The sequence below is a fragment of the Streptomyces sp. MUM 2J genome (assembly GCF_022414535.1).
GTDB lineage: Bacteria > Actinomycetota > Actinomycetes > Streptomycetales > Streptomycetaceae > Streptomyces.
Genome location: NZ_JADWYM010000005.1, coordinates 161,787 through 184,502, shown reverse-complemented (window position 1 = coordinate 184,502; position 22,716 = coordinate 161,787). Strand labels below are relative to the sequence as shown.

22 protein-coding genes are annotated in these 22,716 nt (G+C 72.9%); 6 read left to right on the top strand and 16 right to left on the bottom strand.

Annotation, left to right across the window (positions count from 1 at the left end; all coding sequences use genetic code 11):
* Nucleotides 1-280: 280 nt before the first annotated feature.
* A complete protein-coding gene (gene putP / locus I3F54_RS32350; protein ID WP_308373211.1) occupies nucleotides 281-3,877 on the top strand; it encodes a sodium/proline symporter PutP in 3,597 nt (1,198 codons plus the stop codon).
* Between the two features lie 58 nt (nucleotides 3,878-3,935).
* On the opposite strand, the gene I3F54_RS07275 is transcribed toward putP, so the two are convergent.
* From I3F54_RS07275 to I3F54_RS07210, 14 genes are all read right to left on the bottom strand, one after another.
* On the bottom strand, nucleotides 3,936-5,477 hold the full coding sequence (locus I3F54_RS07275; RefSeq protein ID WP_240117786.1) for a DEAD/DEAH box helicase: 1,542 nt from the start codon (nucleotides 5,475-5,477) through the stop codon (nucleotides 3,936-3,938).
* A gap of 230 nt (nucleotides 5,478-5,707) precedes the next feature.
* Nucleotides 5,708-5,911: a cold-shock protein gene (locus I3F54_RS07270; RefSeq protein ID WP_240117785.1), complete on the bottom strand. Its 204-nt coding sequence runs from the start codon at nucleotides 5,909-5,911 to the stop codon at nucleotides 5,708-5,710.
* A 231-nt stretch (nucleotides 5,912-6,142) separates the two neighbouring features.
* The gene (locus tag I3F54_RS07265) at nucleotides 6,143-6,481 is read right to left on the bottom strand and encodes a MerR family transcriptional regulator (protein WP_240117784.1); all 339 of its coding nucleotides are present in this window, start codon (nucleotides 6,479-6,481) and stop codon (nucleotides 6,143-6,145) included.
* A 214-nt stretch (nucleotides 6,482-6,695) separates the two neighbouring features.
* Nucleotides 6,696-7,715 (bottom strand): chitinase, encoded by a 1,020-nt coding sequence (locus I3F54_RS07260; protein WP_240117783.1) that lies wholly within the window; start codon nucleotides 7,713-7,715, stop codon nucleotides 6,696-6,698.
* 160 nt (nucleotides 7,716-7,875) lie between these two features.
* Entirely contained in the window at nucleotides 7,876-8,718 is an 843-nt protein-coding gene (locus I3F54_RS07255) for a cytochrome c biogenesis CcdA family protein (RefSeq protein WP_240117782.1), read from the bottom strand.
* 7 nt (nucleotides 8,719-8,725) lie between these two features.
* Complete coding sequence (locus I3F54_RS07250) at nucleotides 8,726-9,316, bottom strand: redoxin domain-containing protein (RefSeq protein ID WP_240117781.1); 591 nt, start codon at nucleotides 9,314-9,316, stop codon at nucleotides 8,726-8,728.
* 88 nt (nucleotides 9,317-9,404) lie between these two features.
* Nucleotides 9,405-10,124 (bottom strand): Crp/Fnr family transcriptional regulator, encoded by a 720-nt coding sequence (locus I3F54_RS07245; protein WP_240117780.1) that lies wholly within the window; start codon nucleotides 10,122-10,124, stop codon nucleotides 9,405-9,407.
* A gap of 188 nt (nucleotides 10,125-10,312) precedes the next feature.
* Nucleotides 10,313-10,459, bottom strand: a complete 147-nt coding sequence (locus I3F54_RS07240; RefSeq protein ID WP_240117779.1) for a hypothetical protein — start codon at nucleotides 10,457-10,459, stop codon at nucleotides 10,313-10,315.
* A 120-nt stretch (nucleotides 10,460-10,579) separates the two neighbouring features.
* On the bottom strand, nucleotides 10,580-11,383 hold the full coding sequence (locus I3F54_RS07235) for a class I SAM-dependent methyltransferase (protein ID WP_240117778.1): 804 nt from the start codon (nucleotides 11,381-11,383) through the stop codon (nucleotides 10,580-10,582).
* The gene (locus I3F54_RS07230; RefSeq protein ID WP_240117777.1) at nucleotides 11,380-13,020 is read right to left on the bottom strand and encodes a radical SAM protein; all 1,641 of its coding nucleotides are present in this window, start codon (nucleotides 13,018-13,020) and stop codon (nucleotides 11,380-11,382) included. The genes I3F54_RS07235 and I3F54_RS07230 overlap by 4 nt, the downstream gene beginning before the upstream one ends.
* 71 nt (nucleotides 13,021-13,091) lie before the next feature.
* Entirely contained in the window at nucleotides 13,092-13,547 is a 456-nt protein-coding gene (locus I3F54_RS07225) for a MauE/DoxX family redox-associated membrane protein (RefSeq protein ID WP_240117776.1), read from the bottom strand.
* Nucleotides 13,548-13,713: 166 nt separating this feature from the next.
* A complete protein-coding gene (locus I3F54_RS07220) occupies nucleotides 13,714-14,286 on the bottom strand; it encodes an SRPBCC family protein (protein WP_240117775.1) in 573 nt (190 codons plus the stop codon).
* Between the two features lie 105 nt (nucleotides 14,287-14,391).
* Nucleotides 14,392-14,712: a DUF427 domain-containing protein gene (locus I3F54_RS07215; RefSeq protein ID WP_240117774.1), complete on the bottom strand. Its 321-nt coding sequence runs from the start codon at nucleotides 14,710-14,712 to the stop codon at nucleotides 14,392-14,394.
* Between the two features lie 280 nt (nucleotides 14,713-14,992).
* Nucleotides 14,993-16,441, bottom strand: coding sequence for an NAD(P)-binding protein (locus I3F54_RS07210; RefSeq protein WP_240117773.1), 1,449 nt, complete (start codon nucleotides 16,439-16,441; stop codon nucleotides 14,993-14,995).
* A gap of 479 nt (nucleotides 16,442-16,920) precedes the next feature.
* Here I3F54_RS07210 and I3F54_RS07205 point away from each other — a divergent pair, with 479 nt between their 5' ends.
* Nucleotides 16,921-18,129 (top strand): glycosyltransferase, encoded by a 1,209-nt coding sequence (locus I3F54_RS07205; RefSeq protein ID WP_240117772.1) that lies wholly within the window; start codon nucleotides 16,921-16,923, stop codon nucleotides 18,127-18,129.
* Between the two features lie 131 nt (nucleotides 18,130-18,260).
* Here the strand turns inward: I3F54_RS07205 and I3F54_RS07200 are convergent, their stop codons facing one another.
* Complete coding sequence (locus I3F54_RS07200; RefSeq protein WP_240117771.1) at nucleotides 18,261-19,043, bottom strand: hypothetical protein; 783 nt, start codon at nucleotides 19,041-19,043, stop codon at nucleotides 18,261-18,263.
* A 52-nt stretch (nucleotides 19,044-19,095) separates the two neighbouring features.
* On the opposite strand from I3F54_RS07200, the gene I3F54_RS32345 reads away from it, so the two are divergent.
* Complete coding sequence (locus tag I3F54_RS32345; RefSeq protein ID WP_374205867.1) at nucleotides 19,096-19,398, top strand: replication initiator; 303 nt, start codon at nucleotides 19,096-19,098, stop codon at nucleotides 19,396-19,398.
* On the opposite strand, the gene I3F54_RS07190 is transcribed toward I3F54_RS32345, so the two are convergent.
* The gene (locus I3F54_RS07190; RefSeq protein WP_240117770.1) at nucleotides 19,325-19,852 is read right to left on the bottom strand and encodes a hypothetical protein; all 528 of its coding nucleotides are present in this window, start codon (nucleotides 19,850-19,852) and stop codon (nucleotides 19,325-19,327) included. The genes I3F54_RS32345 and I3F54_RS07190 overlap by 74 nt on opposite strands.
* A 270-nt stretch (nucleotides 19,853-20,122) precedes the next feature.
* On the opposite strand from I3F54_RS07190, the gene I3F54_RS07185 reads away from it, so the two are divergent.
* The 3 genes from I3F54_RS07185 (at nucleotide 20,123) to I3F54_RS07175 (ending at nucleotide 22,703) form a co-directional block, all read left to right on the top strand.
* Nucleotides 20,123-20,776 (top strand): hypothetical protein, encoded by a 654-nt coding sequence (locus tag I3F54_RS07185; RefSeq protein WP_240117769.1) that lies wholly within the window; start codon nucleotides 20,123-20,125, stop codon nucleotides 20,774-20,776.
* Nucleotides 20,777-20,874: 98 nt separating this feature from the next.
* Nucleotides 20,875-22,032: a sensor histidine kinase gene (locus I3F54_RS07180; RefSeq protein ID WP_240117768.1), complete on the top strand. Its 1,158-nt coding sequence runs from the start codon at nucleotides 20,875-20,877 to the stop codon at nucleotides 22,030-22,032.
* Nucleotides 22,029-22,703, top strand: coding sequence for a response regulator transcription factor (locus I3F54_RS07175; RefSeq protein ID WP_240117767.1), 675 nt, complete (start codon nucleotides 22,029-22,031; stop codon nucleotides 22,701-22,703). Before I3F54_RS07180 ends, I3F54_RS07175 begins: the two co-directional genes overlap by 4 nt.
* Nucleotides 22,704-22,716: the final 13 nt, after the last annotated feature.

Below are 22,716 nucleotides of genomic sequence, written 5' to 3'. Positions count from 1 at the left end.
CGGGTGCGCCGCGACGGGCACGACACGTCCGCAGGGGCCGGTGTGGCGCCCCGGGCGCGGCCGCCCCCGTGGTCCGGCGCCACGTACACCAGCACGGGATACCGGCAGTCGCCGAGCGCCCTGGACCGCGCGGGCCTCTGAATCGGGCGTCGCAGCGGCTGCACCGTCCGACGAGTCGCACCCCGACGACCTGGTTCTGTAGATTTGTACCGCCGGGCACACCGCTGCTCGGCGCGCCGACGGCCGCGCCGGCACGCATGAGCCTCGCAGGCGAGGACATATGTTCGACTTGAGCGCGCCGATCGTGACCACATTCCTGGTGTATGTGGCCGCTGTGATCGGAACGGGTGTCTGGGCGTACACCCGCACGCACACGTTTGCCGACTTCGCCCTGGGAGGCCGCCGGCTCAACGCGGTCGTCGCCGCCCTGTCCGCAGGCGCGTCCGACATGTCCGGCTGGCTGTTCCTCGCCCTGCCCGGAGCGGTGTACGCGGCCGGCATCGGCGCGAGCTGGATCGCCGTCGGACTGATCGTCGGTACCTACCTGAACTGGCTGTTCGTCGCCCCGCGGCTGCGCACCTACACCGAGCGGGCCGGAAACGCCGTGAGTCTGTCCGCGTACCTGGAGCAGCGGTTCGAGGACCGCACCCGGGTGCTCAGGATGGCCTCGGCCGCGGTCACCCTGGTGTTCTTCACCGTCTACGTCGCCAGCGGGCTCGTGGCCGGCGGGCTGCTGTTCAAGAACGTCTTCGACATCCGCTTCGGCCTCGGGGTGACCCTGACCGCCCTGGTGATCGTCATCTACTCCTGCCTGGGCGGGTTCCTCGCCGTGAGCCTCACGCACGTCATGCAGGGCTCCCTGATGTTCCTGGCCCTGCTCGTGCTCCCGCTGACCGGCATCGCCGCCCTCGGCGGCTTCGGCGACCTGGGAGACGCCCTCGACGCCAAGACGCCCGGACTACTGGACATGGGCACCGAGGTCGGCTACTCCGGCGGCCAGTGGTCGCCGGGCGGGCCGCTCGGTGTCGTCGCGATCGTCTCCCTGCTCGCCTGGGGCCTCGGCTACTTCGGCCAGCCGCACATCCTGGCCCGCTTCATGGGCATCCGCAGCATCCGCTCCATCCCCGCCGCCCGCCGCATCGGAACCGGCTGGGTCATCGTCGTGCTCGGCGGCGCCACACTGGTCGGCCTCGTCGGGATCGCGCGCCTCGACACGCCCCTGACCAACCCGGACACGGTGTACATCGTCCTGAGCCGGACCCTGCTGAACCCCTGGATCGCCGGGGTGATGCTGATCGCCGTGCTGGCCGCGATCATGTCGACCGCGGACAGCCAGCTCCTGGTGTCGTCCGTGGCGCTCACCGAGGACTTCTACCGCGCCCTGTTCAACCGGCGCGCCTCGGACAAGGCACTGGTGTGGGTCGGCCGGGGCTCCGTCGTCGTGGTCATCGTGGTCGCCTTCGTGATCGCGCTCAGAGCCGACGGGCTGCTGAGCATCGTCGCCTATGCCTGGGCGGGCTTCGGGGCCGCCTTCGGCCCGGTCGTCCTGCTCTCGCTGTACTGGCCGCGCATGACCTGGGCGGGGGCCATGGCCGGGATCGTGTCGGGGGCGGCCACGGTGCTGCTCTGGAAGCGGCTCAACCCCGTGCTGGGGCCGTTCGAGTCGGGCATCTACGAGATGGTCCCCGGCGTGCTGGTCGCCACCGTCGCGGCGCTGGTCTTCGGCAGGTTCGTCGGCCGGCCGCCGAAACGGGCCTTCTGGCGGATGCCGGGCGGCGGGGTGAACCAGCTGATGCTCACCCCGTTCCTCGCCCAGGCCCCGGTCGGCATCGCCGTCCTGGACCTGGACCTGCGCTACGTCTGGGTGAACAGGCCGCTGGACCAGATGGTCCCGCTGGAGAAGCGGCTCGGACGGAAGGTGGGGGAGGTCCTGCCCGGGCAGGACGCGCGGGCGTTCGAGGAGCGGATGCGGTCGGTTCTCCGGACCGGGGAGCCGGTGATGGACCACGAGTTCCGCGGCGCCAGCCGCTCCGACCCCTCCCGGGAGCGGGCGTACTCCGCGTCCTTCTTCGCCATGACGGACCGCCAGAACCGGCTGGTGGGCATCTGGTACATGATCATCGATGTCACGGAGCGCTGGCGGGCCCAGGAACGCCTCGCCCTGCTGAACGACGCCGGTGCCCGGATCGGCAGCACGCTGGACGTGACGCGGACCGCGCAGGAACTGGCCGACGAGGCCGTGCCGTCCCTCGCCGACTTCGTCGCCGTGGACCTGCTGGACACCGTGATGCGGGGGGAGGAGCCCGCTCCCGGCCCTGTCGACATGACGCCCGTGATCCGCCGCGCGGGCCAGCAGTCCGTGCGTGGCGACTGCCCGGAGGCGACCCTGGCCGTCGGGGAGGCGGTACGGCGCGCCCCTTCGTCCCCCGTGACCCGCTGCCTGCTGGAGAGCAGGACCCTGGTGGAACGGACCCTGGACCCCGCCACCAGCGCCTGGACGACCGAGGACCACTCCCTGGGCGCCGCCATCCGCAACTTCGGCTTCCGCTCGCTGATGGTCGTCCCCGTCCGGGCACGCGGCGTCACGCTGGGGGTGGCGACCTTCGCCCGGTCCCGGCGCGCGGCACCCTTCGAGGACGACGACGTGCGCCTCGCCGAGGAGATCGTCTCCCGCGCCGCCGTGTGCGTCGACAACGCGCGCCGCTTCACCCGCGAGCGCACCGCGGCCCGCTCCATGCAGAGTTCGCTGCTCCCGCAGAAGCTGACCGGCGGGTCCGCCCTGGACGTGGCGTCGTGGTACCTCCCGGCGGACGCCCCGAGCGGAGTCGGCGGCGACTGGTTCGACGTCATCCCGCTCTCCGGAGCCCGCGTCGCCCTGGTCGTCGGGGACGTCGTCGGCCACGGCATGAACGCCGCGACCACCATGGGACGCCTGCGCACCGCGGTCCGCACGCTCGCCAACCTGGACCTTCCCCCCGACGAACTGCTGGCCCACCTGGACGACCTGGTCATCGGCCTCATCGGGTCGCCCGACGGCAGCGAAGCGGCGGAGGCCGGGGCCGAGACCGTGGGTGCCGCGTTCATGGGAGCCACCTGCCTGTACGCCGTCTACGATCCCGTCAGCAGGCGGTGCACGCTGGCCCGCGCCGGACATCTCCCGCCCGTGCTCGTCGGCCCGGACGGCGAGGCCGAGGTCCTCGACCTGCCCGCCGGACCGCCCCTCGGCCTCGGCTACCTGCCCTTCGACTCCGTCGAACTGGAACTGCCCGAGGGCAGCCTCATCGCCCTGTACACCGACGGTCTGGTCGAGAGCGTCGACCGGGACATCGACGTCGGGCTCTCCCGCCTCGGCGACGCCCTGACGGCGCCCGGACCGACGCTGGAGGAGATCGGCAGCAAGGCCGTCGACACCCTGATGACGGGTCCGCCGGCCGACGACGCGGCCCTGCTCCTCGCCCGGACCCACGCCCTGGCCACGGACCGGGTCACCTCCTGGGACCTGCCCAGCGACCCGGCCGCCGTGGCCGAGGCCCGCACCCTCGCCGTCCGCCGGCTGACCGAGTGGGGCATGGACGAGCTGACGTTCACCACGGAGCTCATCGTCAGCGAACTGGTCACCAACGCCATCCGCCACGCCTCCGGACCGGTCCGGCTCCGCCTGATCCGGGACCGCGGCCTGATCTGCGAGGTCTCCGACGCCAGCAACACCTCCCCGCGCCTGCGCCACGCCCGCACCACCGACGAGGGAGGGCGCGGCCTGCTGATCGTGGCCCAGCTCGCCCAGCGCTGGGGCACCCGCTACACGCCGACCGGCAAGACCATCTGGACGGAACAGGTCATCCCCGCCGAGGCGCTCGTCGCGGAGGCGGTGGAGTAGCCCGCCGGCCGGCCGCGCCGTGCGGACGGTGGCCGGGCCGGGCTGTCCCGTGCTCGCCCTACGTGTTGTTCCTCCGGGAGGAGCGACGTGTCCGGGCGGCGCTCCGGCCCCTGCGGTTCCGTGCGGCGGATCCGTCGCCCTCGCGGTGCCCGCCGGCCGGTGCGGCCGGGGTGACCGGAACGCCGGAGGGTGTCAGGGCGCCCGTGATGCGATGCAGTTCGGCCTCGCCGGGACGGATCCGGGCGGTGTGCGCGGTGATACCGGCATCGGCCATCAGCCGGTCCACCGCGCGCCGCTGGTGGGGCAGGACGAGGGTGACGACGGTGCCCGACTCGCCGGCGCGCGCGGTACGGCCGCCGCGGTGGAGGTAGTCCTTGTGGTCACCGGGCGGGTCGACGTTCACCACCAGGTCCAGGCCCGCGACGTGGATGCCGCGCGCGGCGACGTTGGTGGCCACCAGGACCGTGACGTGGCCGTCCTTGAACTGGGCGAGTGTGCGGTTGCGCTGCGCCTGGGACTTGCCGCCGTGCAGGGCCGAGGCGCGTACCCCGACAGACAGCAGGTGCTTGGTGAGCCGGTCCACCGCGTGCTTGGTGTCCAGGAACATGATCACGCGTCCGTCGCGCGCGGCGATCTCGGTCGCGGCCGTGTGCTTGTGGTCCTCGTGCACGTGGAGCAGGTGGTGCTCCATGGTGGTGACCGCTCCGGCAGGCGGGTCGACCGAGTGCACGACGGGATCGTGCAGGTAGCGGCGCACCAGCCGGTCGATGTTGCGGTCCAGCGTGGCGGAGAACAGCAACCGCTGCCCGCGGGAGGGGACCTGGTCGAGCAGCGCGGTCACCTGGGGCATGAAGCCCATGTCGGCCATCTGGTCGGCCTCGTCCAGCACGGTGACGGCGACCTGGTCCAGCCGGCAGTCCCCCCGCTCGATCAGGTCCTTCAGCCGTCCGGGCGTCGCGACGACGACCTCGGCGCCGCCGCGCAGCGCCGTCGCCTGACGGCTGATCGCCAGGCCGCCCACGACGGTGGCGATCCGCAGCTGGAGGGCGCGCGCGTAGGGGGTGAGCGCGTCGGTGACCTGCTGGGCCAGTTCCCGGGTGGGTACGAGGACGAGGGCGAGCGGCTGCCGGGGTTGCGCCCGCCGGCCGTCCAGACGGGCGAGCACCGGCAGCCCGAAGGCGAGTGTCTTGCCCGAACCCGTGCGGCCCCGGCCCAGGACGTCCCGGCCGGCCAGGGCGTTCGGCAGGGTGGCCGCCTGGATGGGGAAGGGCGTGTTCAGACCGCCGGCGCCGAGCGTGGTCAGCAGTCGTGGCGGCATGTCCAGTTCGCCGAAGGTCCTGACCGCGGGCAGGGGCTCGGTGCGGGTGACCGGCAGGGCGAACTCCTGCGGGCGCGGGGTGGAACGTGCGCCCTGGCCGCTCCTTCGTCCGGTGCCGCGGCGGGGGTCCTGGCCGCCCGCCCCTTGTGTGCGGCGGCTGCCGGGAGCGGAGCCCGTCGAGCGCGCGGACCTCCTGTCCGCTCGGAAGTCACCGGAGGTGCCGGAGCCACCGGAGGCACGGGAGTCGCCGCCGGTGCGACCGGCGCGGCTGGTGCGGTTCATGGAGGAACCTTCCTCGACGCGGCGTATCGAGGAATTCCGTCCGGCGGCGACGGCCGCGCGAGGATTCGCAAGAATGAGCCGAAGGAAAAAGAATCGCCGGGCCTCGTGCGGTGAAGCCGGTACGGCTGTCTGCCCGGAAAAGGGAAAAGCAATGGCTGGGGCCCGCACCCATGAGCGCGGGCCCCAGCCACATGCTGTGCGAGCGTGGCTCGCAGTGTTGCGCGTCAGCGTCAGGCGGGAACGATGTTCTCCGCCTGCGGGCCCTTGTGGCCCTGCGTGACGTCGAAGGTCACCTTCTGGCCTTCCTGAAGCTCACGGAAGCCGGTGGTGGCGATGTTCGAGTAGTGGGCGAACACGTCAGCGCCGCCGCCGTCCTGCTCGATGAAGCCGAAGCCCTTTTCCGAGTTGAACCACTTCACGGTGCCAGATGCCATACTTGAATCTCCCTTGGGGGGCAGTGCCGAACTCCGCACTTTACGGGTCCGAGTCGCCGCGATGATCACCCCTCCGGAAAGACCCGGAAAGCTCTGGAAAGAAATAATCTCCGGCAACCAAAACTGCAACTGCCGCTACGCTAACACAGGTCGGGTGGAAACGGTCGCGTGTTTTCATGGGCGTCCGGCAATTCCGACCTCGGCGGCGTCAGCATTTCTGTACCGGCGGGACTAGGTATCCGTGCCTCGGTCGGCGAGCTTCCGGCGCATTTCCCGGTTCAGGCGGAGCGCCTCGTCGAGCTGGTCCTCCAGGGAGATGATGCGGCACGCGGCCTCGATGGGAGTGCCCTGGTCGACCAGCTCCCGGACCCGGCCGACGATCCGCAACTGGCTTCGGGAGTAGCGGCGATGGCCGCCCTCCGATCGCAGCGGGGTGACGAGGCCGGCGTCGCCCACGGCACGCAGGAAGGCGGGCGTGGCGCCGAGTGCGGCAGCGGCCCGCCCCATGGTGTAGGCGGGATAGTCGTCATCGTCGAGGTTGCCGGCGACGCGGGCGTTCTCGGCTGGCATGGCACCTTCGTTCGGGGACGCGGCGGGGGCCCGGGCGTGCCTGGTGCCGGTCCTCGGAGGAGTCGGCACCATCCGCGTCGTGGGCAACCCTAACTCCGGCAGGCAAGGAGATGTGGACTCGCCATGACAGATTTTCCTCCTCGCCCGCCCGGTTCGCCGGCCGGCCCGGCCGGCGGGTGCCGTTCGGGAAGCGGTGGCCGCCGAGCGGGGCGCCTCAGCCCGCCAGGGCCTTGGCGAACGCCCCCTTCGCCTGGTCCACCCCGCTGCAGTCGGACCGCGCGCCGCCCGACGAGGTGCCACCGTCGCACTGCCGGTCCCGGAAGGTCGCCCACATCGACACCCAGGCCAGGCCCTTCTCCTCGGCGAACGACCGCACGTCGGCCGCGTCGGACAGCGTGAACGTCTCGCCCGGGACGTCGTTGACGCCGATCATCGCCGTGAGCGCGAGGCCGTGCCAGGCGTTGGCGTCGGAGAGCGCGAGGACGTCCTTCAGCTGGCCGTGGGTGGCCTTCGCCGCGGAGAGCGCGTAGTCGCCCATGTCGCCGGTGTACGAGGTGCCGTAGTTCATCGCCATGATGTTGACGGCGGAGACCGTCACGGCGTTGTCGTTCGCGGAGCCGAGGACGGCCAGGCCGTCGTCCGTCAGTCCGGAGGGCGAGACGGGGAGCGTGAAGGTGACCTCCAGGTCGGTGCGTTCCTTCTGGAGGATCGCGACAGCCCGGGAACGCCGCTCGGTCGAGGCGGAGTCGGTCAGCGCCTCGCCCTCGATGTCGAAGTCGGCCCGGGCCGCCCCCGCCGCGTCGAGGGCCTTGCCGTACGCCCTGGCCAGTGCGGCGGCGCTGTCGCAGGTCCGGCTCAGATCCGTGCCGGCCGCTCCGCCGAAGGAGACGCGTACCGTCGCGCCGGACTCCTTCAGCGCCGAGATCCTCGACTTCACCGCGGGGTCGCCCACGGGGTAGGTGCCGCTCCACTTCGGCTCGCAGCCACTGCCGTCGGAGAGCACGAACTCCAGGTTGTACGTCGACGGGGAGCCGGTCGCGTCGGTGTCCGTGGCCGTCGTGGCGCTGACGTACGGCGTGAACGGCGCCGACGGCGTGCCGGGCGACGGGGCGGACGCGTCGGCGGCAGGGGCCCCGCCGGCCGCGGTGGAGCCGGTCCCGCCCGAGGAGCAGCCCCCGCAGGCCAGTGTCACCAGGCAGGTGAGTCCGACAGCCGGCTTCAGGGAACGTCTCATGCGCGTGCGCTCGCTCTCGTCATGTTTCCTCCGGGGCGAGGGCGTTCGCTCCGGACGCCCCATCATCCACAACTGCGTCAGTCGCACGGACGACATTCGCACGACGTGTTCGAATGCACAGGGCGATGGCCTCCCGCCCTCCCGCCCCTCCTGCCGGGGGTCACCGTGATCGCCCGCGGTGCCGGATCAGCAGGGTAGCGAGCAGCAGGAGCGCGAAGAGCGTGCCGATCACGGCGGGTCCGGCCGAGTCCAGGGCGTCGGCGGCGGCTCGCTGGATGCTCGCCGCGGTGTCGATGACGGGGTCGGCGGTGGCGGGGTCGCGCTGGGTGCGGATCTCGTACCAGCCGTAGTAGGCGACGTAGGCGCCGACCAGGAGGAGCAGACCGCCGCCGAGCCGCGGGGCCAGCGCGCCGAGGCGGCGCAGCCGGGTGACGGCCGTGGTGCGGGTGAGGGCGACGGTCAGGGAAGCGGCGCCGACGATCAGGCCCATCCCGGCGGCGTAGGCCGTGAACAGGGTGACGCCTTCCGTGACGGAGCCGCTGCGGAAGGCGGAGACGACGATGGCCAGGAAGGGGGCGATGGTGCAGCCGAGGGAGGCGGTGGCGTACGCCATGCCGAACAGCGCCATCGAGGGCACGGAGCGCGTGACGGTGGGGGCGCGGCGGAGTTTCGGGGCCATGGTGGGCAGTTGGCGGCCGGCGAGGAGCCATGCCCCGGCGGCGGTGATGAGCAGGCCGAAGGCGATGGTGAACCAGGGCAGGTGCTGCTGGACCTGGCCGGCGCCGGGCTGGATGACGAGTCCGAAGACAGCGAAGAAGGCGGCGAAGCCGACGGTCATCGCCGCCGTGGCGGTCAGCGCCCGGCCCACGGCGACGGTACGGCTGGGGCTGTCGTCGCCCAGGACGAGCAGCGAGAGGTAGGCGGGCAGGAGGGCGAAGCCGCACGGGTTGACGGCGGCGAGCATCCCGGCGCCGAGCGCGAGAGCGAGGGGCAGGTCGGCCATGGCGGGCTCAGCCGGTGAGGGCGGCGATCTTCTCGGCCAGCCCCTTGCCGCCGGGGAGCACGCCCTCGAAGACGGTGTCTCCGGTGCGGTCCAGGAGCACGTAGGAGCTCTGCTGGGTGATCCTGAAGCGCTTCCACACCTCGCCCTTCTCGTCGGAGAGGTGGGGGAAGGAACCGGTGCCCGTGTCGGTGACGAAGTCGCGCATGGCGGCGTTCCCGTCCAGGCCCGCCACGCCGACGACGTTCGCCCTGCCCCGGTAGGCGGCGGCGACCTTGGCCGTCTCGGCGGCCTGGCCCTTGCACGTGGGGCACCACGGTGCCCAGAACCACAGCAGGGTGGGCTTGCCCGCGAGCGTCTTCGCGTCGAAGGACCTGCCGTCCACGGTGGTGGCGGTGAAGTTCAGCGCCTCGGGGACCTGTGCGCCCTGTGACCCGCTGCCGCTGTCGTGGGAGCGGGTGGGCGACGGGGCGGGGGAGGACGCGTTCGACGGGGCGGCGCCCGTGTCACCGGCGGACGCGGAGCCGCTGCCCGCGCCGCATGCGGAAAGCGTGAGGAGGGCGGCGGTGAGGGCGGCCGGGAGGAGGATACGGGCGCGCAAGGAGGACTCCTGAGGGTCGGGACCGCCTGCGAGAGTAGTGGCGGCGGCTCGGGCGGGCAGCGGACGGGAGCCTTACGGATCGGTGACGTCAGCCTGCGGCGTCCTTGAGCCGCTCGGGGTCGAGGACGGTGATGCGGCCCCGGGCCAGACGGAGCAGGCCGTGGTCGGCGTAGTCGCGCAGTACCTTGGTGCACGTTTCGCGCGAGGTCCCGGCGAGCGCGGCGAGCTGCTCGTGGGTGAGGGCGATCTGCGGGTGGCGCCCGACCGGCCGCAGGGGGCTCGCCGGGGGCTGGGCGCTGGTCAGGGTGGTCAGCGTGGTGGCGATGCGCTGGGCGACGGTCTTGAACACGCTGTCGGACAGGCGCTGTTCGAGGTCCGCCAGACGGCGGCCCAGGATCGCGGTGATCCGCGCGGCGATGCGGGCGTCCGCCAGCAGCAGCCGGTGGACGTCCGCCCGGCTCATGACGCACACGACGGCGTCGTCGAGGGCTTCGGCGTAGTTGTCGTACATGTGCTGTCCGAGCAGGACCATTTCACCGAAGATGGTGCCGGGGGAGATGATCGCGGTGGTCAGTGCCCGGCCGTCGGCGGAGACCCGGAAGACGCGGATCCGGCCCTTCTTGAGGATGAACAGCACCTCGGAGGGCTGGGTGGGGGCGTAGAGGATCTCGCCCGTCTGGTAGGTCTTCATCGGCGCCGCGGTGGCGATGGCCTCCATCTCCTGTTCGGACAGGTCGCAGAAGATGTCGACCTCGGCCAGGCACCAGGTCCGCTCCGCGTCCTTGCCGCCTGCTGCGGCGTCGGTCATGGTGTGTGTCTCCTCGCGTCGTCCAGGGGCCCACGGCGGTGGTGCGGCGCCCCACGCCGGGCTGGCCAGCGCCTCGGCGCCGTTGGCCAGACAGTAGGGCACCGTGCCGCCGTCCGGGCCGGTGCGGCGTGGCGCCGCGCCCGGCGGAAGGTCTGCCGGGCCGAGGGGGGACGCGGGCGCCTCGCTGTTCATCGGACCGGGCCGGTGCGCTTGTCCGCCGCCCGGGCGGCGGACGCGAACGTGGCGCCGGCGAGCAGGCCGGACACGAGGTGGGCTCCGAGGCTGGAGGACGTGACGTCGCTCCACTCGAAGACCGGCATTCCCCTGTTGGACATGGTGATCGTCCCATCCGTCGGGTCGTTCTCGTGGTCGCGCCGCCGACGCCAGGGGCGACGTTCGCCCCGTCGCGGCGCCCGGCACGCACTCCCGCCGCAGTCTCCTTGACGTCCGGCCCCTTACTCCGGCATGCGCTCGGCGATCAGCAGCGCGTAGCCGACCACGCCGTCCGCGACCGCCGTACGGGCGGCTTCCAGGACAGCGGGCGCCGCCGTGAGGTCCACATCGGCCCCGGTGAGGCGGGCCGGGGCCGTGATGCGCAGCAGGTTCAGCCGTGCCTCGATCTGGTCGATCATCCGCAGCATCGCCCGGTCGTGGCGCTCGGTACGGAGCGTGCGCAGGCCCGCGCCGGCCAGGATGCCGGCGTATTCCCGGAGCGGCCGGGCGTCGGCGATGCAGGCGATCCGGGCGCCGAGGCCGGACAAGGCGGGCGGAAGCCGGGCGGGGTCGACCGTGACGTCGGTGATGCCGAGGCGGCCGCCGTGTCGGAGGACCCGGGCGAACTCGGCTGCCGCGCGCGCCTTGTCGGGGAAGGTGCACAGGGCGCACTCGCACACCACGGCGTCGAAGAGACCGTCAGGACACGGCAGTTGCTCGGCGTCCCCGGTGGTGAACCGCACCCGGTCGGTGAGGCCGGCCGCCCGGGCGGCGCCTTGGGCGAGGGCGGTGTTCGCCGGGGCGTAGTCCACGCCGTCGGCCTCGGCGCCGTAGGCGTCGGCCAGCAGCAGGGCGGTGGTGCCGCGGCCGGACGCGACGTCGAGGACCCGGGCACCCGGGGCCAGGCCGAGGCCGTCGGCGAGGCGGCGGGTCAGGGCGGTGCCGCCGGGGTGGTACGACTCGCCGAGGAGCAGGGCGACGATGTCGGAGCCGTACGCGGCGGCGCAGCACGCCTTCAGATCCTCGTCACCGGGCGGCTGGGTCATGACGGGAGCTTCCCTTCTCCACCGGGGGTGTTCGCGGTCATCGAGCCGTACGGCGTCGTGGTGAGGCGGTCGGCGAGCGGCAGGGCGTTGGGGGCGACCGGGGCGACGGGGGTGCCGGACATCTCGGCGCGGACCTGTTCGCGGTAGCCGACGGAGTTGTAGGCGCAGAAGGGGATGAGGCGCCCGTCCGGGGTGATCTCCTCGACGCAGCACTTCATCAACTGCTTGACGTTGAGGGTGTAGGGGTCCTGGAAGTCCTGCACGACGATCATGAACGCCTTGTCGTCGAGGTCCTTCACCGCCTCGGGCAGGTCGATGCCGCAGGCTCCCCCGCCGCCGAAGGCGTGGGAGGTTGCCCCAGCGCAGTCCAGGGCCTCGGCAGTGGCCCGCAGCTTCTCCGCGGTCGTGGCGGTGCCCATGAACGCGGAGGCCGACCACAGCTTCTCCAGGGCCTCGCGGATCCCGGCATCGGGCAGGACCCGGTTGGTGACGTAGTCGAGATGGTCCTCCACGTTCAGCAGCCGCGGGACGGGGACGACGACGCGGTCGCCCGGTTCGCCGTCCACCAGCAGGTAGGTGACGGAGCGGCAGGTCGGGAAGCAGCACGGCACCGGGAAGAAGTCGCCCTTGCGGAACCAGTCCGGGCGCTGCTCGCCGATGAGACGGATGACGTCGGGGTTGGTGAGCCGGTTCAGCGGGTCGAACTCCACGTGCCGGCCCGAGTGGGTGACCGGCTGGAACGCCACCGAGCGGACGGCGGGGTGGTCGATGCCGTACTCGATGATCGCCCCGAGCTCGTGCTCGTTCAGCCCGCGCTCGACCGCGGCGACGAGCGTGACGGTCAGCCCCGCCTCGGCGCAGTTGTCCAGCGCCCGCTGCTTGAACGTCCGCAGGTCCCGTCCCCGGATCGACACGTGGGTGCGCTCGTCGAAACCGTCGAACTGCAGGTAGATGTTCACCGACCTGCCCGGCGCCTGGTTGCGCCGGCCGAGTTCGGCGACGAAGTTCCTGTCGGTGGCCAGGCGGATGCCGTTGGTGTTGAGGGTGACGTTCCTGATCGGGCGGTCCTGGGCCAGGTCGACGAAGTCGAGGATGTGCCGGTGGATGGTGGGCTCCCCGCCGGAGAACATCACCACCTCCGCCTCGCCCTCGGACGCCACGAAGGCGTCGAGCATGGCCGCGCACTGCTCGTGGGTGAGGGAGTAGCCTCCCCCGCTCCCGGCTCCGGTCGGGCGGGGGGACGCCCCTGGCGGGTGGCCGGAGTCGGCGAAGCAGATCGGGCAGTGCAGGTTGCAGCCGGTGTTGACCTCGATGATGCCCAGGCACGCGTGCTGCTTGTGCTCCGGGCACAGCCCGCAGTCGCTCGGGCAGCCGTCCTTCACCTCGGTCTGGAAGGCGAGCGGGATGGTCCCGGGCTTGTTGAAGCGGGCCGAGGACAGGTACTCCTCGGCGTCCCCGTAGACCAGCGCCTCGAACTCCCCGTGCTCACCGCACCGTTTACGCAGGTAGACCTTGTCGTCGCGGATGTTGACCTGAGCGTCGACGGGTGCCTTGCACAGCGGGCAGATGGACCTGGTGAACTCCACGAACACCTCGTCGCGGTCCACCTTGCGCCGGGGTACGGGTGTCTGGGTCACGCGGAACTCCTCCATGGATGGCCTGCGTTCGCTTACCGGGCGTCGTCACGATCGGGGATGCCGCGCGCCGCTCACGCGATGCCGGTGCCGCCCCGCACCGCTTCCCGGCCGGCGTGCGGGGGCGGGGCCGCGGTGCGGGCGGAGCGGAACAGCAAGGCGGCGTAGAGCAGGGTCAGGGCGTCCTGGAGCAGCACGAACCAGCTGAGCCGCTGCGTCAGGTGGACCCCGAAGCAGCCGCAGTTGGCCACGGCGAGCCCGCGCGCGTACGCCTGCACGGCCAGCACCGTCCACGTCACCGAGACCGCCGTGTACACCCACACCGGTGCCAGGGCGTCCGAGCGGGGGCGGGCCAGGAACCAGGTTCCGCACACCAGCTCGCCTGCGATCAGCGCCACGGCCGGCACGGCCGCGGCACCGCCGGTCACCAGCCCGTACGCGGACAGGATCCGCGGCATGTGCCCGAAGGAGGCGAGCTGGGCGACGCCCATCGCCGTGTACACCACCCCGAGCACGATCCTCAGCACCATGATCCGACCGTAGGCTCCGGGGAAGGGCGGGAACTGTAAGCGCGCTCACCGAACCACCATCCCGCACCCGGCACGGCCGAAGGGCGAAGCGGTGCCGGCCGCCGCGCGAGCCCGTGTCCCGGGGGATCGGTACCGGCGGCGCCGGCGACGTCGGCCGGACCTTTGCTCATCCGGCGCGGGAAGCGCGCCGCTCCGCCTCTTGCCCGACCGCGGTCAGCGTGGCCCCGACGGCCGCCTCCCAGCGCGGGGCCACCACATCGCCCCACCACCGGCCGAGCCTCCACAGGTCGGTCCCCAGCTCGCCGCGGTACACGAGCCGCGTCCCCGTCTGCTCCTCGGTGAGTTCGAAGGTCTCGGTGACCGCCGGGACGGGCCCGCGTACCAGGCGGAAGTCGATCCGCTCGGGGTGGGTGAACCGCACGGTCTCCACCGTCGTCGCGGTCAGCCGCCCACCGGCGACAGGGGTGCGGTGCGCGGCGAGCACCAGGTCGCTGCCCTGTTCCAGCACCGTGACCTTCTCGCGCATGGCCCGGGTCGCCCGGCCGAGGTAGGGCTGGGCGATCACGTCGAAGACCACATCGCGCGGTGCGGCGATGTCGACGCTTCGCGGGCCGAGCAGGCGGGTGCGCCGGCCCACCCCGATATCCAGCGGCAGCGCGCCGGTCACCAGCCCCAGGTACCCGGCCGCCGCGCCCGTGCCGGCCGCGGTCACCGCCGCCAGCGCACCGATCCACACCATCGCCCCGACCTCTCCATGCGTCCGTTGCCGTCCTGCGGTCCGGCGCTGGTGCCGCGACGGGGCGAACGCCGCCTGGTGCGGCACCGGGCCGGGCGTGCCCGCCGATCAGCGAGCGCGCTCACCGAGCGCGTTGGGCTCCGGCGTGCCCTCCACCCTCACGCCCGGCCAGAACGCCACGTGGTCCCTGATCCTCCGGGCCAGAGGGCTGGGCTTGGGGTAGTACCAGGCGGCGTCCGGATACGTCAGCCCGTCGACGTCGAGACTGTAGTAGCGGGCCACTCCCTTCCAGAAGCACAGCGACCTGCTCCGGCTCTCGGTCACGTACTCGCGGTGCAGCGACTCGGGCGGGAAGTAGTGGTTGCCCTCGACGATCACCGTGCGCGGGGACTCCGCGATCACCCTTCCGTTCCACACCGCACGCAGCATGGCCTTGCTCCTCACCGTGAGCGGGGGCGGGACGCCCCCGGGAGCCTTCACGCTAGGCGGGCCCGGCCGGCCGGTTCGGTGAGCGCGCTCACCGTCGGCGCGGTTGCCCGACCCGCCGACCCACGGGGATGCCGCACACCTACCCGTCGGTGCGGCCGGCCGGACGGGGAGTGGCGGCCCGCTCCACCGGTCTCCCGCGGACAGCCACGCCGGCGCCCGCGGTACGGGGTGGGGCGCCACTTCCGCAAAGAGCTCTCCCGCGTGCCGTCCGCTTCTCCGGTCACGGGCGGACCGGTACGCCGTCGGTCACCTCGGTGCCCTCCTCGGTGTCTCCCCCGGCGGGCCCGGTCTGCCGGTGGTGGCCCGCATCCCATGTTCCGAGGTCGATCACCTGCTCGTCGGGGAAGAGGGCGCAGGTGTGCCGTTCGGTGAGGAACACACTGAGCGGTGTGGTGCCGAGGACCGACGCCGCCACGGACGCGCCCACGATGCCGGTGACGTCGCAGACGGCGCCGATGCGGAAGAGCGACTGCGAATCGGCGGTGACCTCGTCGCCTCCGGCCCGCAGCACGATCCGCTGCCGAGGGGCGACCGCCCGGGTCGTGACCGCCACGGCGATGTTCTCCAGGCCGTCGGAGCCGACCGCTGCCAGGGCACGGGCACGCCGGACGCCCAGGCGGTTCAGGAGGAACCGGTCTCCGCCGCGGCCGAGGACGACGGGGATGGCGCGGGAACGCGCCAGGGGGACACAGCCGGCCTGCGGGTTGCGTTCCACGGCGACGACCTTGATGCCGAGATCGCGCAGCTGGGCGCACAGGCGCAGCCCCACCTGTCCCAGACCGACGACGATGACGTGGTCGCGCCGTGGGATGGAACGGGCCCCCAGGATGCTGGTCATGCGCCGGCCGGTGAGCTGGTCGACCAGGCCGGCGGTGAACAGCGCGGCGAGGGCCAGCACGGCCAGCATGGAGAGGGCGGAGAGCACCTTGTACCAGGCCGGGCCGTGTTCCGCGGCGGGCGAGGATCCGATGGTGGTGAGGGCGCGTGCCGCGTTCCACAGGGCGTCGTACCCGTGCTCGTGGAGGACCGAGACACCGAGCAGTATGTCCAGGGCGAGGGCCAGCAGCAGCCCGGTGAAGCCGGCGACCAGGGCCTGGGCGGAGATGTCGAGGGAGCGGAACCAGGTCGTGACGCCGGCGCGTGGCCGGGGCTTGGGCGCTGCGGTGAGAGACCGCCGGGACACGTGCTCGACGGCCGCCGGGCTGCCCTGCCGCGGCACGCCGACGACGCCGGAGCCGGTGGTCTGGAGCACGGCGTACCGCGGGTCGAGGCAGCTGGCCAGGAGACTGGGGACGATCGTGTCGGTGATGCTGAGCACGCTGCAGTTCGGAATCGTCCGGGAGACCTCGTCGGCGACGGTGCGGTCGAAGAGAGTGACCACCAGGCGGATGCCGGGCCTGAGGTGTTCGGCGAGCAGGGCGTAGCGCAGCGCGACGATGTCGTCGCGGGTCACCATGGCGATGCCGTCGACGGGTTGTTGGAGCCGGCGCCGCAGGGCGGCGTCGTCCGGGCGGTACAGACGGTGAACCGTGCTGCCCCAGCGGCTGATGCATTCCGCGGCTTCCCGGCCCAGGGCTTCGTCGTCCTCGACGATCACTATGTGCTGCCCTGCCGAGGGGGCGTGGAGCGGTGCCCCGCTGCCGGAAGTCCCTGTGCTCGACGTGGTCAACCTTCGGCCACCTTTCAGGAGGATCGGGGCGGTGAGGGCTCCGGCACCGGGCCCAGGTGACCCGGTGCCGGAGCGGAACCCGCGGGAAGCCGGGTCGGCGGGGCCCGGTGGCTCCCGGGGAGGTTGCTCACCTCGCCGGGGCGGCCGGCAGGCGCCTCGGGGGCCGGGGCGGCCCCCGGCACGCCGGTTCGACCGTGGGCGATGTCCAGGTGCGGCCGTCGCGCGGCGGAGGCGGAACGCGGGGGATCACCCGGCGCAGAACCGCAGGTTCCCACAACGTAGGAGCGAGTCCTCCGCCGCACCATGGACAGATGCCACAGTGCCGGGACTCCTGATTGCGACAGATGCTCAATCGCCGTGGGGAGCGAACGGCCGCGCCGGTCGAGCCGGGTGCCCACCATCACGGGGGGAGCGTGCCCGTGGGGATCCCCGCGGCGGGAAACGGCGGCCGGACGGCATGCGCCGAGGAGAATCGCGCCATGCGCATTCTGATCATCAGCGCCGGTTCACGGGGCGACGTGGCACCCTACACGGGCCTGGGGCGGCGCCTGTCGGACGCGGGCCATCAGGTCGCCGTGGCCGCTCATCCGTCCTTCGAGGCACTCGTCGCCGGGTGCGGTCTCGACCACCGGCCCGTGCCGGGAGACCCGCAGAAGCTGATCCTGGACTGGGCCCGGGCGACGTCGCGGGAGGAGAGCCGGGCGCTGACGAGGGCGTACGCGGACGGCCTCGCCGATGGGGTGGCGGAGGCCGTGGCGGGCGGAGCCGACCTGCTGCTCACGGCCTTCGGCACGGCACCGCTCAGCCGGACGGCCGGCGAAGCCTTCGGCGTCCCGGTCGCCGGTACGTACCTGGTACCGGCGTTCGCCACCGGACGGTTCCCGCTGCCCAACGCACGGAGCACCGACGGCGCGGGGCCGGAGGACAACCTCGCGGCGGGCCGGGACGTGCTCAGGCGCGCGGAAGGGACCTTCGCGGGCGCCGTCACCCGGCTGCGCGCCCGACTCGGATTGCCCGCCGGAGCGCCCCCGGCACCGGTGGACATCCGGCCGGCCTTCCACGGCTACAGCCCGCTGGTGGTGCCGCGCCCCGAGGACTGGCCGTCCTGGGCCGAAGTGGGGGGCTACTGGTGGCCCGCGCGCCCGGACGGCTGGCATCCCCCGGCCGAACTGGTCGACTTCCTCCAGACCGGTCCGCCCCCGGTGTTCATCGGGTTCGGCAGTATGGCGGCGGGGCAGGGGGAACGGCTCAGCGAGCTGGTGGCCGCGGCGGTGGAGCGGGCAGGTGTGCGCGCCGTGGTGCAGGCGGGGTGGGCCGGTCTGAGCGGCTCCGGCGCCCACGTCCTGGCCGTCGGCGACGTCCCGCACGACTGGCTGTTTCCGCGCACCGCCGCCGTCGTCCACCACGCCGGGGCGGGCACCACCGCGGCCGGACTGCGGGCCGGCGTGCCCGCCGTGCCCGTCCCCGTCATGGCCGACCAGCCGTTCTGGGCGGCTCGGCTGTGCGAGCTGGGAGTCGCCCCGCGGTCCGTGCCGTTCCAGGACCTCACGGCCGAAGTCCTCGGTGACGCCATCACGGCCTGCCTGTCCGAGCCCGCCCACCGCCGCCGCGCGGCCGAACTCGCCCGCGGGATCGCCGCAGAGGACGGCACCGCCGCGCTGCTCGCCCACATCGGCTCGGTCTCGTGAAGCACGGCAACGGCTCCCCGTCGACACCGGCGCCGCTGGGGAAGACGCAGCCGGTGGCGTTGACGGCTTCGAGCAGGGCTTGGTCGGCCGCGTCGCCGCCCCGCAGCGGTCAGACCGCCGAACACCACATCTCAGGTGCCCGGCGCCGAAGGGGCGCTGCGACCGCGCGGCCGTCGCCCACGGTCCCGGCGCCTGCTCGCCCTCAGCCGGTCCCGGCTCTGCGGGTCCCGCGAGGCCAGTTCGACGAGTGCCGGGTGCAGCGCCGTCCGGGCCCGCCCTTCGGCACGGGGCTCACTCCCGGCTGCCGGAACGTCCTGGCGGCCGTACCCGTTGATCCAGGCGAGCTGTGCGAACAGGGCAAAGCCGGTGGCGGCGGCCGCCGCCCACTGGACCGGGCCACGAGGTGCGCTGCCGAACAGCGCGGCCACGGTGAACGAAGTCTCCCCGGCGAACAGCAGCACCCAGGCAGCGGTGAAACAGCCGCGGCCCCGGCCTGATCGAGGCAGGCCGGATCTCCAGGCTGTGTGGAACTCCTCCCTGGCGGCGCGGAAGGCCGTGTCACGGAACTCGATCCTGCCGAGGGTGGCGGGCACGGTGCGACGGCGCAGCGCGGTGAGCAGGGCATCGGGCAGCGGGTGTCCTGCGCTGCGCGCGGGGTCCGCGCCGGATGCGGTAAGGCCCAGATTGGCCCGGTGGTCGACGGTGGCGAGCCCGTCGAGCAGCAGACGGGCAGCGGCGGCCTGTGTGTCGTCCTCGGCCCACCGGCGGTCGGCGGCCGCACGATACGGGTCCGCGCGGAGTGCGGCGGCACGGTGCTCGGCCGCTGCCCGGTCACGCCGGCGGCCGAGGACGCGCAGCCCGTACAGCACGGCGGTGAGGGGCAGCACGGCGCAGGCGAGGGTGACGTGGTCCACGCGTCGAGCCTAGAGTCAGCCCCCGTAGGCGGTTCCGGCGGCTCCGTGGCCGGTGGACGGCAGAGGAAGGCGAGCGGGACGTCACCTGACCACCGCCGGACTCCGCGGCGGCAAGGGCAGCCCCGACCAGGTCGCGACCCGTCCGCGCGTGTTCGCCACCCTCACCCCTCCCGGCTTCGGCCCGGCCCACAACCGCCGCCCCCGTCCGGCCGAGACACACGGCGGCCGATCGGCGGCAGCCTGCGGCATCCCGGGGCGAAGTGCTCCGGGCGGCGGATCGGCTACTGCGCAACCGGGGTCCGTGCCTGGCGGCCGACCGCGGCGGCCCGGGCCGCGAGTCCGATGGTGCGGATGAGTGTCATCGCCACGGCCATCATCAGCAGCGCGTCGGCGAGGGCCTCGCCGGTCACCCGGTGGTCGGCCGTCCAGCGGCCCAACTGCGGGCCGAACCAGTGCACCGAGCCGTAGGAGAAGGCGGTCCGCGCGCCGACCACCCCGATCCACAGCGCCGCGTAGGCGGAGCCCGCCCGGCTGACCGGCTTGCCCGTCCTCGGACTGCGGTAGACCGTGGTGAAGTTCATCGCCAGCAGCCCGACGGCGAGCCCCACGACGGCCAGGGCGATTTCGAGCACCAGCCCCGACCCGTGAGTGGCCGGGCTCCGGACGAACGCCGGGACGATCCCGGCGGTCGTCAGCAGCGGCCGCAGGATCCGCATCCTCCCGATCTCTCGGTGCGGGCCGAGGTCCGCCTCCAGGACTGCGATCAGGACGGCGGCGTTGATGATCACGGCTTGGGTGAGGGCGGACATGGCAGCGCGAGCCTCTCGGTGGACGGTTCGCCGGAGTTCCCGGCCGACCTCCTCAGATTCGCGCCGACGGGCGTTCCCGCGCGCCGCAGCAGGGGGTGACGTCCGGGGTGATCCCTCCGATCGTCCCGTGGTACCGGACACGCGCATCGGCCTCACCGCAGATCACCCCGTGCGTCACCCCGCGGGGTGACGCACCGGCCCGCACCGCTGCCTAGCGTCAGGGAGTGCCGACAGGCGTCCGATCCGATGTATGCCGACGGGAGTCCTCACGTGAACCTGCTGCAGGTGCCGGCCGCGATCGTCATCGTGATCCTTGTGATCGCGCGTCAGCTCCGCGGGGAGCCACTGCGCGGCAAACGGCTGATCCTGCTGCCCGCCGTCATCACCGTGGTCGGCTTCATCGGCCTCGGCGAGCACGGCCACCATCCCGCCACGGCCGACTACGCGTGCATCGTCATCGACGCGGTCATCGCGGCCGGGATCGGCGCCGCCCAGGGGGCGCTGCTGCGGCTGGAGCCGCACGAGGGCGTGCTGTGGACGCGCATGCCGGTGCGCGGGCTCTGGCTCTGGCCGGCACTGGTGGTCTCGCGCGTCGGGATGACGGTCGTCGCCGTGACGCTCGACGCTCACGTGGCGGGCTCCACCGCTCCCGTCCTGTTCCTGCTGGGCGTCAACCGCCTCGGTCAGGCCGCCGTCGTCACACCGCGTGCCCTCGCCTCCGGCGTACCGTTCGCCCCGGAGAAGGACGGCCGCCCCTTCGACGTACGAGACGCCCTGGCGGGAGTGGTCGGCGGGGCTGCTGCTGACCGGCGGCCCGCCCAGTACGCCACACGGCATCCCGCCCAGCACCCCGCGCCCACGGCCCCCCGCAACGCCTCCGAGCACGGGAGCGGTTACGGGCGGGGCGGCCGGGGTTCGTGTTGACCGGCCGTCCCCCGGCGGACCGGACCGTGCCTCCCGCACCGGACGGTGAAGGAACGGTCCGCACGGAGGAGCCGCCTGCGGCTCGGTATCCTGCGCCCGTGCTGCGTACGGTGTCATGGCTGCTGAGAGCCGGCGCGTACGTCTTCATCGGCCTGAAGACCTACACGCACGCCCCCGCCCTGAGCCCGGCCGTGACCGTGGGCGTCGTCGGTTACGTGCTCAGCGGCCTGGCCATGCTGCTGTGGTGGCGCACCGGCAGCCCCGTCGACGACCTCGGCGCGCAGCGCGCCAGGCGCCCGCCGTGGTTGACGACCCTGCTCGGCACCGCGGCCGTCGTCTGCGGATACGCCAGCGTCTTCCCGAACGCCGACGCCCTCGTCGGACTCTCACTGATCTTCGTCGCGGACCTGTGCGTCGAGTCGACCATCGCGGTGGGCTGGACCGTGGCGGGCTGCACGGTGACGGCCGTCGAGGCGGGCGTGCTGGCCGCCGGGGCAAGTCGCGCGACCGCCCTGGGCTATCCCGTGCTCGTGGCCATGGCACTGATCGTGAGTCACAACCGGCGCGCCTACCGGATACGCGCCGAGCAGTCGGCCGCGCTGCTCGCCCAGACCGAACTGCTGCGCGCCGAGCAACGTCGTACGGCCGTCCTGGACGAACGCACCCGCATCGCCCGCGAGATCCACGACGTACTCGCCCATTCCCTCGGCGCCCTCAGCATCCAGATCCAGGCCGCCGGCGCTCTCCTGGCGAACCATCAGGACATCGACCGGGCCGTCACCCTGCTCACGGAGGCCAGGCGGCTCACCGCCGACGGACTGGCCGAGACGCGCCGCGCCGTGCACGCCCTGCGCTCCGACGTCGCACCCCTCGACGTCGAACTGGCCGCGGCGGCGGACACGCACCGACAACGGCACGGCGTCCTCGTACGGCTCACCGTCGAGGGCGAGCCCGCGCCCCTCTCCCCGGACCAGACGCTCCCCCTCTTCCGTACCGCGCGGGAAGCCCTGACCAACGCGGCCAAGCACGCCCCCGCACAGCCGGTGGCCGTCACCCTGACCTACGAGGACGATCACGTGGCACTCACCGTCGACAACCCCCTGTCCCGGCGAACCGACGGCGAGCCGCGGTTCGCCACCGTCGACGGCGGCTACGGACTGACCGGGATGCGCGAGCGCCTCCTGCTGCTGGGCGGCACCCTTGACGCAGGTGTACGGGACGGACAGTGGCGCGTGCGCGCCGAGGTGCCGCGATGAGCACCCCCGTCGGCCCGCCCCTGCGGGTGGTCGTCGCCGACGACCAGGCTGCTGTCCGGGAAGGGCTGGTCCTCATGCTCGACCTCCTCCCGGACATCGACGTCGTCGGCTCCGCGGCCGACGGCCGGCGGGCGCTCGAACAGGTTGCCGAGCACCACCCGGACGCGATCCTGCTCGATCTGCACATGCCGGTCCTCGACGGCACCGAGACCACCCGCCGCCTCACCGCCGAGCACCCCGAGGTCGCCGTCGTCGTCCTGACCACCTACGCCGACGACACCTCCGTCCTGGAGACGCTGCGAGCGGGAGCCCGTGCCTACCTCACCAAGGACGCCGACCGCCTGCACATCGCCCGCACCCTGCACAGTGCCGCCGCAGGTCTGTCGGTCCTCGACCCCAAGGTCCAGGCCACCCTGCTCGCCGCAGCCGGCACCCCCGCCCCGCCACGGCCACCGGCCGGCACCGACCACACACCCCCCGACGGACTCACCCGCCGCGAGACCGACATCCTCACCCTCGTGGCACAGGGCATGACCAACTCCGAGATCGCCGGTGCCCTGTTCCTCAGCCGGAACACCGTGAAGACCCACATCAACCGCATCTTCGCCAAGACCGGCTCCCGCGACCGCGTCGCCGCCACCCGCTACGCCCGCGACCACGGCCTGGGCTGACGCGACCCGGTGC